The sequence below is a fragment of the Pseudoalteromonas sp. SR43-5 genome (assembly GCF_014163835.1).
Lineage (GTDB): Bacteria > Pseudomonadota > Gammaproteobacteria > Enterobacterales > Alteromonadaceae > Pseudoalteromonas > Pseudoalteromonas distincta.
The window spans coordinates 22,456-34,774 of the sequence record NZ_JACJEA010000007.1 but is presented as its reverse complement, the minus strand read 5'-3'; the positions used below and the strand labels follow the sequence as shown (position 1 = coordinate 34,774).

General features: G+C 40.8%; 11 protein-coding genes and 1 pseudogene. 2 read left to right on the top strand and 10 right to left on the bottom strand.

The window, feature by feature from the left end; genetic code table 11:
- Window positions 1-6: 6 nt before the first annotated feature.
- Together H5090_RS05680 and H5090_RS05675 are read left to right on the top strand one after the other, a co-directional pair.
- The gene (locus H5090_RS05680) at window positions 7-297 is read left to right on the top strand and encodes a hypothetical protein (RefSeq protein WP_404936424.1); all 291 of its coding nucleotides are present in this window, start codon (window positions 7-9) and stop codon (window positions 295-297) included.
- Between the two features lie 197 nt (window positions 298-494).
- A pseudogene (locus H5090_RS05675) lies at window positions 495-776 on the top strand (zf-TFIIB domain-containing protein); the annotation flags it as partial.
- Window positions 777-836: 60 nt separating this feature from the next.
- On the opposite strand, the gene der reads toward H5090_RS05675, so the two are convergent.
- The 10 genes from der to H5090_RS05625 all read right to left on the bottom strand — a co-directional run bounded on the left by der (window position 837) and on the right by H5090_RS05625 (window position 12,191).
- Window positions 837-2,303 carry a ribosome biogenesis GTPase Der gene (gene der, locus H5090_RS05670; RefSeq protein ID WP_024597862.1) on the bottom strand — a complete coding sequence of 489 codons (1,467 nt, stop codon included), beginning with the start codon at window positions 2,301-2,303 and terminating at the stop codon, window positions 837-839.
- Between the two features lie 93 nt (window positions 2,304-2,396).
- Window positions 2,397-3,575, bottom strand: a complete 1,179-nt coding sequence (gene bamB, locus H5090_RS05665; RefSeq protein WP_002961301.1) for an outer membrane protein assembly factor BamB — start codon at window positions 3,573-3,575, stop codon at window positions 2,397-2,399.
- Window positions 3,576-3,585: 10 nt separating this feature from the next.
- Window positions 3,586-4,206 carry a tetratricopeptide repeat protein gene (locus H5090_RS05660; RefSeq protein ID WP_002961300.1) on the bottom strand — a complete coding sequence of 207 codons (621 nt, stop codon included), beginning with the start codon at window positions 4,204-4,206 and terminating at the stop codon, window positions 3,586-3,588.
- Window positions 4,207-4,225: 19 nt separating this feature from the next.
- Window positions 4,226-5,506, bottom strand: coding sequence for a histidine--tRNA ligase (gene hisS / locus H5090_RS05655; RefSeq protein WP_008168943.1), 1,281 nt, complete (start codon window positions 5,504-5,506; stop codon window positions 4,226-4,228).
- 136 nt (window positions 5,507-5,642) lie between these two features.
- Window positions 5,643-6,761 (bottom strand): flavodoxin-dependent (E)-4-hydroxy-3-methylbut-2-enyl-diphosphate synthase, encoded by a 1,119-nt coding sequence (ispG, locus tag H5090_RS05650; protein WP_002961295.1) that lies wholly within the window; start codon window positions 6,759-6,761, stop codon window positions 5,643-5,645.
- Between the two features lie 5 nt (window positions 6,762-6,766).
- Window positions 6,767-7,633 carry a RodZ domain-containing protein gene (locus H5090_RS05645; protein ID WP_182695235.1) on the bottom strand — a complete coding sequence of 289 codons (867 nt, stop codon included), beginning with the start codon at window positions 7,631-7,633 and terminating at the stop codon, window positions 6,767-6,769.
- A complete protein-coding gene (gene pilW, locus H5090_RS05640; protein WP_182695234.1) occupies window positions 7,630-9,468 on the bottom strand; it encodes a type IV pilus biogenesis/stability protein PilW in 1,839 nt (612 codons plus the stop codon). The genes H5090_RS05645 and pilW overlap by 4 nt, the downstream gene beginning before the upstream one ends.
- 126 nt (window positions 9,469-9,594) lie before the next feature.
- The gene (locus tag H5090_RS05635; protein ID WP_002961289.1) at window positions 9,595-10,725 is read right to left on the bottom strand and encodes a bifunctional tRNA (adenosine(37)-C2)-methyltransferase TrmG/ribosomal RNA large subunit methyltransferase RlmN; all 1,131 of its coding nucleotides are present in this window, start codon (window positions 10,723-10,725) and stop codon (window positions 9,595-9,597) included.
- A gap of 170 nt (window positions 10,726-10,895) precedes the next feature.
- A complete protein-coding gene (gene ndk / locus H5090_RS05630) occupies window positions 10,896-11,327 on the bottom strand; it encodes a nucleoside-diphosphate kinase (RefSeq protein WP_007377442.1) in 432 nt (143 codons plus the stop codon).
- A 189-nt stretch (window positions 11,328-11,516) separates the two neighbouring features.
- Complete coding sequence (locus H5090_RS05625; RefSeq protein WP_101216260.1) at window positions 11,517-12,191, bottom strand: DUF4760 domain-containing protein; 675 nt, start codon at window positions 12,189-12,191, stop codon at window positions 11,517-11,519.
- Between the last annotated feature and the right edge of the window lie 128 nt (window positions 12,192-12,319).

The window sequence follows — 12,319 nt, the reverse complement described above, 5'->3', positions numbered from 1 at the left end:
TTTTAAATGTATTGTCCTCGTAGTAATACGCCACTTGAACCTTTACTTGTTGGCGGGATTACTGTTTTTACGTCAGCGCAAGGCGGCGTATTTTTTGATAACAGCCAAATTTTTAAATTTAGCTCGCCGGAGTTAAAGCATGGTCAGGTTTTACTTAAGTATTTGAGTAATTATACCGAAGGTGAGGGCGAAGTCTCATCGCGAGTAAATTGCCCTAAATGCTTAGGGTCTGTTGAACTTTTCGGATTAAAATTTGTTCAAACTAGGGGCTATTTAATCACGGCGCGAGGTTTGTAACCTAGTGGACTAAGTAAAAGCCGAGCAACAAAGAGTAAATAGTCCCTAGGAAGAACCCTTTGGGTAGCGCCTGTTTGGCATTAATGCTACGTTATCGCCTATTTATGGGGAATAACCACACTACATAGGCTCTGCCTTGCCTAAATACCAAACAGGCTGCTGCAAATTTAACCTTGAAAGATCAACAGACCCTAGATATTGTGATGATGCGCCGGTATTTTTCGCCGCTCAAAGTGGTTGAGATAGACGAATGCCCTGGTTGTGCAGGCATATGGCTTGATAGCGGCGAGCTGGCAAAAATACACGAAAACCATTTAACCCCCCGAGAGCGTAAGCTGTTAGCCCACGAAATGGCGACCAATCATGGGTTTATAACTATTAAGCCGCCAAAATCAAAGTATTACCCCAAAGCGCCTAAAAATGTTCAAGACACGACAGTTGAACGGCTGGTGCAATTAGCATTACTTAATTTTCAGTAATAAAAAACGGCGTACTAAAAAGTACGCCGTTTTTCTGTAATAGATTAACGCTTATGCAGTTTATTTATTACGGTTTTCTTTTGCAAACGCACGTATTTTACGTTTTTGCGAAAGCGTTACTTTATTAGTACGCCCTGCAAATGGGTTATCACCTTCTCTAAATTCAATTTTGATTGGGGTGCCCATAATTTTAAGTGCTTTACGGTAGTAGTTCATAAGGTAGCGTTTGTAGCTATCTGGTAAATCGTGAACTTGGTTACCATGAATTACAATACGTGGCGGGTTATAACCACCGGCATGCGCATATTTAAGCTTAACACGACGACCACGAACAAGTGGCGGCTGGTGATCGGCTTGAGCCATGTCCATAATACGGCGAAGCATTGCAGTGCTAATACGCTTAGTTGCTGACTCGTACGCTTCATCAACCGATTCAAATAAATGACCAACACCTGTACCGTGAAGTGCAGATATAAAGTGTAAGCGTGCAAAGTCAATAAAGCCTAAACGGCGATCAAGCTCTGTTTTAATACGATCTTTAACGTAGTCGTCAAGGCCATCCCATTTATTAACGGCAATAACCAGCGAACGACCTGAGTTAAGCGCAAAACCTAATAAGCTTAAGTCTTGATCAGAAATACCATCGCGCGCATCCACAACAAGTAAAACCACGTTACAATCTTCGATTGCTTGTAATGTTTTAATTACTGAGAACTTTTCAACTACGTCACTTACTTTTTTACGCTTACGAACACCGGCTGTGTCAATTAACACATACTCTTTGTCGTTACGCGTCATTGGAATATAAATAGAATCGCGCGTTGTACCTGGCATATCATATACAATTACACGATCTTCACCCAATATACGGTTTGTAAGTGTTGACTTACCAACGTTAGGGCGACCAATAATAGCAAGCTTTACAGGTTTGTCTGCAAACGCTTGATGATCGGTATCATCACCTTCGCCTTCTTCGTAAAGATCGATTAATTCTTCGTCATCGCCTGTTACTTCTTCATCTTGAGCAGCTAGTTCAGCAATAAGCGGCTGAAGTGTTTGTTCAAGTAATAGGGTAATACCACGGCCATGTGCAGCTGCAATGTGATGTATTTCACCTAATGATAATTGGTAAAATTCAGCACAGTTTGAATCTGCATCAATGCCGTCGGTTTTATTGGCAACAACAAAGCACTTTTTCTCTTGTTTACGCAAGTGATTAGCAATGGCTTGGTCAGCTACGGTCATACCTACACGAGCATCTACTAAAAACAGAACAATGTCGGCTTCTTCAATGGCTAGCAGAGATTGATCTGCCATTTCGATTTCGATGCCTTCTTCTGAGCCATCAATACCGCCCGTGTCTACCACGATAAATTCATAGCCATCGTAACTAGCTTGGCCATATTTTCTATCTCGTGTTAAACCTGGAAAATCGGCTACGAGTGCATCACGAGTACGTGTTAAACGGTTAAATAATGTGGACTTGCCCACATTGGGTCGCCCAACTAGAGCGATCACGGGAAGCATAAACTACCTCTTTAAAAAACAACAAAAGGCTTCGCAGTGCGAAGCCTTACAAAAAACAATTAACTATTAGCAGGTTATACTAATAGCAGTCAGTTAGTTTGGTATTTTTACCATACTAACTTCACCATCACGGGTGTATAAAATTAGCTTATCGTCGGCAACAACTGGCTCAACAAAAAAGCCTGAGCTGTCAAAGTCTTCTCGAGATACTAGCTCGCCAGTTTCTTTATTTAGCCAATGTAGGTTACCTTCTTGGTCGCCTAAAGCTAAGTGGCTACCTGCAACTGCAGGGCCTGTTAGGTACCAACCACGTAGAGCGGGTTGGCTCCAACGTTCAATACCTGAATTTTTATCTAATGCGTAAATAACACCATCGCTATCTACTAAATAAATTGTTTGTGCATCCATCGCAATTTCGCGGTAGCTGCTGTACTCACGTTTCCACACTACGTTGCCAGAGCGAATATCTACAGCAGCTAAGTTGCCGTTGTAAGCTATAGCGTAAGCGTATGGACCGCTAATAAGCGGTTGAGTGTCTACGTCAACTAGGCGTTCAAATTCTGATGCGCCTTTAGCAACCGCAATTTCTGCGCTCCATGCTGAGTAACCACTGTCTGAAATTAAAACGCTTAGCTTGCCTGTTTCAAGGCCTACTAATACACCACCGTTAGCAACAGTTGGCGAGCTTTGTCCGCGTAATGTTAGTGGTGGAACTTCTTGTTCAAAACTCCAACGCTCTTCGCCCGTATCTGGGTGAAGGGCTAACAATTTACCAGAGCCTAAATTTACAAATATTAAGCCATCGCCTGCTGTCGGTTTAGACAGTGATTCGCCTGGTACATTTTTACGCCAAACTTCTTCACCGGTTTCGCGATCAAGAGCAATAATAAAGCCGTGTTCAGAACCTATATAAATTTTACCATAGGCTTGCAAAATACCACCTGATAATTTTGCATTACCGTTGTCAGCCCATGGCCAAAACGATAAATCTTGGCGTACATCGGTTTCCCACTTGGTATCGCCGTTAGTAAGCGAAAGCGCTTCTACTTGGCCTTCGCGGCTAGCAACATATACAGTATCTTTGTAAACAGCTGGTGTTAAACGAGAAAAGTAATGCTCTACTCCATCACCTACAGACTCTTGCCAAACAACGTCAGTTTCAAATTGGTTTACAATTTCAGGAAGTACTAGTTCATCTTCATCATCACTTGATGAACAACCCATCAGTGTTGCCATACATAGGGCAAGGGCTGCTGTTGTAAATTTTTTCATGCCTAAAACCTTATGCCGCTGGGCTAGTTACTGCTAGGTCATCTAACTTAATTTGTAATAGTGGGTTACTTGTTAATCCACCCGCATCTATTGCTGCTTGGTATGCAGTACGTGCTTGATCTTTGTTACCTTGCTGTGTGTAAATGTCGCCTTTAAGCTCGGCAACGTTTGCATTGAATGCTTCAGGTAATGGTGCATTTAATGTAGTTAATGCATCGTCATAGTTAGTTTGTGCAATTTGAATTCGCGCTAAACGTGTAATCGCAATTGCTTTTAATTCTGTATTTTCAGTATTAGACACTATCCAGCTTAGCTTTTCGCTTGCTACATCTAATTTTTTTGCTTCTACAGCGTCTTTTGCAGCAACAAATGCAGCAAGTGTTGCGTAGTTTGTATCTTTATTTTCGCTAATAAACGCATCAGCTGAAGATAATACATCATCACTTTCAACAAGCGCTGTATATGAATCTGATGCTTTTTCAGCGGTAGTAATTTGGTTTTGGTTATATGCTTTCCAGCCATATAAGCCACCAAGGCCAACAAGTATGCCTAGTGCAAGTGAAATGCCGTTTTCACGGAAAAAGCGTTTAATGGCTTCTGCTTGTTGTTCTTCTGTTGAATAAATATCCATTCTTACCTCTAATGTTCGCTTAGCCGTTAATAAGCTCAGCTAATAGCGCTTTAGCTTGTTCTAATTCTAATGTGACTTGTTCTTTACGCTCGCGTAAATACTTGATGGTCACAACGCCTTTTTCTAATTCATCTTCACCAATAATCACTGCAACAAGTGCATCGCTTTTATCAGCACGTTTTAATTGTTTTTTAAAGTTGCCGCCGCCCGCATGCACCATAACGCGTAAACCTGGTACGTCTTTACGTAGTTGCGCTGCAATTGCAGGAGCTTGAATGCTTGCTTTGTCGCCCATTGCTGCTAAATATACATCAGCATTACGACGAATGTCACCTACACACTCAAGCGCTTGTAGTAATAACACTAATCGCTCTAGACCCATTGCAAAACCAACTGCTGGCGTTGCTTTGCCGCCAAGCTGTTCAACTAAGCCGTCGTAACGACCACCAGCACATACTGTGCCTTGTGCGCCTAAGCTGTCGGTTACCCATTCAAATACGGTACGGTTGTAGTAGTCTAAACCACGTACTAACTTTTCATTAACCGTATATGAGACGCCAGCAGCGTCTAAACGTTCACATAAATTTTCAAAATGTTCTTTTGATTCAGCGTCTAAGTTTTCAGACAATTTAGGCGCATCAGTTAAAATTGCTTGTACGTCTGGGTTTTTGCTATCAAGTACGCGTAATGGGTTTGAATACATACGACGTTTTGAGTCTTCATCAAGCACATCAATGTGTTGCTCAAGGTAGGCTACTAACGCATCACGGTAATCTGCACGCGCTTCGTTAGAGCCTAAAGAATTTAGCTCTAAACGAACGTGGTCAGTAATACCAAAGGCTTCCCATAGTTGCGCTGTTAATAAAATAACTTCTGCGTCTATGTCGGCTGTGGCAATACCAAATGTTTCTAAACCAAATTGGTGAAACTGACGGTAACGACCTTTTTGCGGACGCTCGTGACGAAACATTGGACCCATGTACCAAAGGCGTTGTTCTTGGTTATATAGTAAGCCATTTTGGTTGCCAGCACGTACGCATACTGCGGTGCCTTCTGGGCGAAGTGTTAATAAGTCGCCATTGCGATCGGCAAAGGTGTACATTTCTTTTTCTACTATATCGGTAACTTCACCAATAGAGCGTTTAAATAAGTCGGTTGATTCTACAATAGGAAAACGAATTTCTTGATAACCGAACGATGCTACTGTCTCGCGTAAAATGCTTTCTACTTTCTGCCAAACTTGTGTATCGCCCGGCAGACAATCGTTCATACCGCGAACTGCCTGAATTTGTTTTGCCACTGATAAATCCTAAATGCTGTTTATGTGTAATAAAAAATGCTTACACAACAAGAATGCTAAAAATTGACCCGCTATTATAGCGTTCTGGTCATAAAGGTAAACGCCAAACACCGCTGTTTGGCGCTTTATACGGTATTTATTCGACTATTTTAATATCGATAGGTGTTTGCTGCTCTTTTTGAGCAATAAAGTCGCGCACGTAGCCTTCGAGCTGGTCAACAATATTGTTGTTGTCAATACGTGCTTTTTGGCGCTCACCATTAATGTATAAACCTGAGCGACGGTTTGCACCGGCAAGGCCTATATCACTAACGAGTGCTTCACCTGGGCCGTTTACAACACAGCCAATTACCGAAACCGATACAGGCTCAATAATATCTTCAAGGCGCTCTTCTAGCTGGTTCATGGTGCTTACTACATCAAATTCTTGACGAGAACAGCTAGGGCATGCAATAAAGTTAATACCGCGCGAACGTATGCGCAGCGATTTTAAAATATCAAAACCTACTTTAATTTCTTGAACAGGGTCAGCTGCAAGCGACACTCGCAGTGTATCGCCAATACCTTCAGCAAGTAGCATACCTAAACCTACGGCTGATTTAACCGAGCCAGATCGCATGCCGCCCGCTTCGGTAATACCTAAATGCAGTGGTTGGTCTATTTCTTTAGCGAGTAAGCGATAGGCGCCTACCGCTAAAAATACGTCTGATGCTTTTACCGATATTTTAAATTGGTCAAAATCAAGGCGGCGTAATATATCTACATGGCGCATTGCTGATTCTAATAAGGCTTCAGGTGTAGGCTCGCCATATTTTTCTTGTAAGTCGCGCTCAAGCGAGCCGCCATTTACACCAATACGAATAGGAATGTTATGCTCGCGAGCAGAATCGACCACAGCTCTTATACGCTCTTCGCTACCTATATTACCTGGGTTTATGCGCAGACAATCTACGCCGTACTTTGCCACTTTTAAGGCTATACGGTAATCAAAGTGAATATCGGCTACTAGCGGAATAGTCACTTGTTCTTTAATACTTTTAAACGCTTCAGCTGCGTCCATAGTCGGTACTGATACACGCACTATGTCGGCACCTGCATCTTGTATTGCCTGAATTTGTGCAACGGTTGCATCAACATCCATGGTGTCGGTATTGGTCATTGATTGCACAGCAATAGGGGCGCCGTCACCAATAGGGACGTTACCTACATTGATACGGGTGGATTTTCTGCGTTTAATTGGGGATTCTGAAAACATAGCGACTACTCTGCTAGTGGTAATGTAAATTTGGCTAAACGGTTTTTAGGAAATGCAGAAACATCTACAGGTTCGCCGTTTAAAGTAATGTCTACAGCGTCATGCTTACCAAGCACAACTGAAAAAGGAGGCGTTCCGCTTACGGTCATAATGTAGCCTGCTTTTTTAACGCCGAATGCTATTTTTTCGCCTTCGCCATCGTAAATTTCAACCCAACTTTCGCCGTTAAAGTTCATAACAATTGTACTGCTAGCATCTTCTTGGCTTTCGTTGTTAGATGTAATAGGAGCCGTTTCTGTAACGGCTTCTGAGCTTGTTGATGTTTCAAGCGTATCTTTTGATTCTAATAGTGATTCGTCGTTAATTTCGGCTTGTTGCTGTTGCTGTAAAATACTGGGTTGAGCTGCTTGTCGTTCACTCATTATTGAGTTGGCAACGTTTATTTTACTGGTTTGCTCTTCAATGGGGGTGGCGTTTTGCCAAAACCATAAAGCAGATGAGCCAATAACAATCGCTAAAATTAAATAACTAAAAAACATTAAACGGCTGTCGCTTGCTTCTTTTTCTGTTCGGCGCGAAAAGCTTTGCATATTAGCGGGCTTGGTCGGCTCTGGTGGGGCCGGCATCATTGCTAATATAGGTGCGCTATCGACTTTTAATTCACGGCAATAATTTTTTATATAGCCTTTAACAAAAGTGATAGGGCCTAGTAACGCAAATTCATCATTTTCAAGGCGTTTAATTTGAAGTTCAGACAGCTTTAACGGTGCAGCGATAGTTGCGATGCTAACGTTTGCTTGCTCTCTATGATTTTTTAGTATTTGGCCTACAGTTGGCTGTTCTCTCTGTGTTTGCGTATTTTCTTCATTCATAATGTGTATGAGTCTGGATCCACTAGTAAAAGTCTGTGCCCTGGTTTTAATGCTATATCAGGACTTAATTTATTCCATCGCATTAATTCATCAATTAATACATGCCGCTGGGTAGCTATATCGTAAAGGGAATCACCAGCTTTAATTTCGTAATAAATATTAGGATCGTTTAGGTATATTTTACTTCCATTCATTACCCGATCCGACTCTTTTAAACCATTCCATTGCAGGAGTTTTTGTAGTTTAACATTGTATCGCACCGAAATGCTAAATAGGTTTTCGCCAACAGCAATTACATGAAATGGCACGCGTAAAGGCGATACTTTTGGATTAAGCATTGGAAGCTCAGTTTTTTGCACTGCTTCGTAGCTTTTAAATTCAATATCAGCATTATTTTGATAGTTACTGTTTTCAAAAACGGTTGTGTTTTTAGTCGCTTCGTAGAATACCACGTCGCTACTGTTTTTTTGATTTGTAACTGCAGGTGCAGAATTACTGTAGTTACTAGTTTGCTGCGAATTAAACTGGCCTGTTTTAGGTGCGCCAAACGAGATTATTGTTACCTCGTCATCGGCTTTAACCGGTTGTTTTGTTGCTATAACTTCTTTTTGAGGTTCTAAAACGGGCTGTGCTTTTTCAGGCGCTGCTACTATAGAATCTGCAGAGTCGTGCTCAGTAGTAAGTGCAATCATAACAGCCGATGTATCGGTAGGATTGCTTGGCGCGACGACTTTAGGAGCCTCTTCTTTTTGGGTCGTTACTTGTTTTGCTATTACGGTTGCTTCGTCGGCTTGCGTACTGAGCGTATTTGGCAATGCTTGAGCTTGCTCTTCTCTTGCTATAACTGGATTTACATCTTGGTTATTTGCTGTTGCGAGCTTTTTATCTGTTTTTTGCTCGTTGTTTGTTACCAAGCTTGTTGAACCGTCCTCTGGCGAACGTTTCTTTCTAATAACTTTTATTTTTGGTTTTGAACTAACGTGCGCGCCGCTTGCGTCATTTTTTAGTTCTTTTAACTGCGCTTTACGGTATTTTTCTCGCAGTATTTCAAACTCATTAAAACGTGTTCTTTTCTCTTTTAACGCATAGGCTTCGTTGCTGGTAGAGTAAGTTTGCAAAATAGTGTTGGAAATTTTTTCAGCTTCTTCAATTCTGCCCATTCGGTTTTTTACAAGATAGCTAAGCATTAATGCGCGAGAAGATACTTGACCCGTACTTTCATAGCGTTTTAAAAGTTCACTGGCTTTGTACAAGTCACTTTTAGCGTAATACAGTGCGGCTAAGCTAATTAATGTAGATGTTCGCTGAGAGCTGTGATTAAGTGCCTGTTGAAAGTAGCTTTCTGCATTTTCAAAGTCATCAAATTCAATAGCACACAGGGCTAAATTTTCGTAGCTTTCGGCAACGCGAATATAACTTGGTACTTCAATGGCTTTTAAAAATTGATCAGTTGCACGATCGTATTCATCAATACCACATAAAAACACACCGTAGTTATTGAGGGTGTTAGGATCGTCTGGCTTGATTTCAAGTGCTTTTTGGTAGGCTTTATCAGCTAGCGGGTTTTCGCCCACTTGTTGGTAGTAATAAGCAAGAGAGTAATGTACTTCAGGTAGGTCAGGAGCAAATGCTGCTGCACGTTCTAAATTGTATTTGGCTTGAGAATTATTACCCGTTTTTAAATACTGTAGGGCTAAAGCAATTCGTGTTCGTGCTGCGCCAGTATTATTAACTTTATTTTCGACGACGGGTTTATTACTGCCGTTATAACTACTTTCGCTCACACAGCCACTTAGGGCAAGTGTTGATAGTGTTATAGCAAGTATAGATCGCATTACCTTATCTCTTTATTTTTAGTCCATGTCGCCTATCTTACCTAAAAGCTTTACTCTTGCATCATTTATTTAAAAATAAACAACTTAACAGCCTTATATGGTTTATTCATATAAGGCTGTTACAGATTATGCTTGGTGGATATTAACGGCAATCGCGTTATCGTCGCGGATTTTCTTTTTAGCTAAACGTTTAGTACGGTCAACTACGTCACCGACTAACTGACCGCAAGCTGCGTCAATATCATCACCGCGAGTACGGCGCACAATACAGGTTACACCTGCAGCTTGTAGTACTTTTGAAAAGCGGTCGATACGGCTATTACTTGAGCGTGTGTACTCGTTACCCGGGAACGGGTTAAACGGAATAAGGTTTACCTTAGACGGTGTGCCTTTTAACGTTTGTACTAATGCATGCGCTTGATCAGTGCTGTCGTTAATGCCATTAAGCATAACGTATTCAACAGTTACGTCTTTATTAGCTTTTGAACCGTCGATATAACGACGACACGCCGCTAAAAACTCTTCAATAGGGTACTTTTTATTAACAGGCACTAAAATATCACGCAGTGCGTTATCTGGTGCGTGAAGTGATATAGCCAGTGCTACGTCAATTTTTTCTTTTAGTAAATCAAGAGCAGGTACAACGCCTGAAGTACTTAATGTTACGCGGCGCTTAGATAAACCAAAGCCCCAATCGTCCATCATTAGTTCCATTGCTGGCACTACGTTTTTAAGATTAAGTAAAGGCTCGCCCATACCCATCATCACAACATTAGTCACTGGGCGCTTTTCGCTATGACCATCAAGGCCTATATCTTTAGCTACACGCCAAACTTGGCCAATAATTTCAGATACTTTTAAGTTACGGTTAAAGCCTTGTTGAGCAGTAGAACAAAAAGTACATTCAAGCGCACAACCCACTTGTGATGATACACATAACGTAGCGCGCTCTTTTTCAGGGATCCAAACGGCTTCTACTTCTTGGCCGCCTTCAAGAATAAGCGCGTACTTAATAGTACCGTCGCTTGCTTGTTGGCGAACTGTTATTTCTGGCGCTACAATTTCGCACTCAGCTTTAAGCTTTTCTTTAAGCTTTTTATTTACGTTAGTCATTTCGTCGAAGTTATCTACGCCAAAATGATAAATCCATTTCATCACCTGGTCACTACGAAACGGCTTTTCACCGAACGATGCAAATAGCTCGCGCATTGCATCTCGGTTTAAATCTAATAAGTTAATCTTTTTTTGCTCGGTCATGAAACAACCTCAATCGGTGACGGTGGAGATAAAAATTTACGAGGACGAATTGTACACAATTCACTCACTTTAATCATTAAGTAAAATATCAAAAAATGCACTTATGAATACTTTGCGTAATGACTAAAAAAGGGCCCGAAAGCCCTTTTCATTTTGTTAACGAATTCGAATTAACGAGTACGTGAACAAAGCTCTTCGTCAGCGAAGAAGTACGCGATTTCGCGAGCAGCAGATTCAACAGCATCAGAACCGTGAACAGCGTTTTCGTCGATGCTATCAGCGTAGTCTGCACGTAAAGTGCCAGCTAGTGCTTCAGCAGGGTTAGTAGCACCCATGATTTCACGGTTTTTAAGAACAGCGTTTTCGCCTTCAAGAACTGTAACCATTACTGGACCAGATGTCATGAAAGATACTAAAGCGCCAAAGAAAGGACGTTCGCTATGTTCTGCGTAGAAACCTTCAGCTTTCTCTTGTGAAAGGTGAACCATTTTAGCTGCAACGATTTTAAGGCCAGCAGATTCGAAACGGTTGTAGATAGCGCCAATGTGGTTTTTAGCAACTGCATCAGGTTTTACGATTGAAAAAGTACGTTCTAAAGCCATCTTTATGCTCCAATAATTTTAAGTAAAAGTGTGAATATTAACGGGCGCGAATTATACGCGTTTTAAGTGAAAAATCCTAATTTTATTAAAAACCAGTTTGGTTGCCGTTTTGTGATGTAGGTACATGCCGGTTTTAAATAAAGCTTTGTAAGACACCAATTAAGAATCCTAAAGCGGGCATTTAGAACTTTAATTCAAAGTCTTAATTGTTTTAATTAGTTCTTGTTCTCTTTTTTGTAGCTCTTTTATGGCTTGTTTCTTACAGGGATTGTAAGGATAGTTTTTATTTAATGTCAGGTTCAAGTTTGTAGCTGCAGTGTGTAGTTCTTTTAAACTTGAGTGCAATAAGTTTGATTGAATTGCCTTTTCTTTTAACCTCCTAACTTTCCATTTTATGGCCAATCTAGTAAACATAATAAAGTATTTTGGATTTTCTTGTTGCGAATATATTATGTAAGGTTGAAATGAGTCATACATGTTTATGATGGTTGAACCGTATGCTCGGTATAAGAGTTTTTCATCAAAAGTTTTGGCTAAAATACCATTTGCTACACTTTCCCACTCGTTTAGTAATAAGTCTAGATTGTCTGAAAGTTGAATGTATTTGCTTATAGGTAGCTTTTTTGCTGTTCTCAGCTCCTTGGTGGCACGGAAAGCTTTGACTATTTTTTTATTGTGCTTATAAGATGCCTCAAAATCCAAAGAGTTCTTCTCTCTTGAGATATGTTTTTGAAGCGTGAAGCCTAATATAGCAACTATTGAGGCGATTATAGAAGCTATAATCGGAGCGGGTATTGTGAATATATATGTTAGTAGAATTAAGGAAGCTAGGGCAAATGAAAATATATAAAAAGGCCTGACCATCAGCTACAGTTGCTCCGTTTAAGGCAAAATAAGAGGCTAAGCCTCTTATTTTTAATCGCTATGTGGGATTTAAGTCCACTTCTCTTCTTCAGGGTTATGTTTTGAAATTAACATTTTAACTCTCCTAT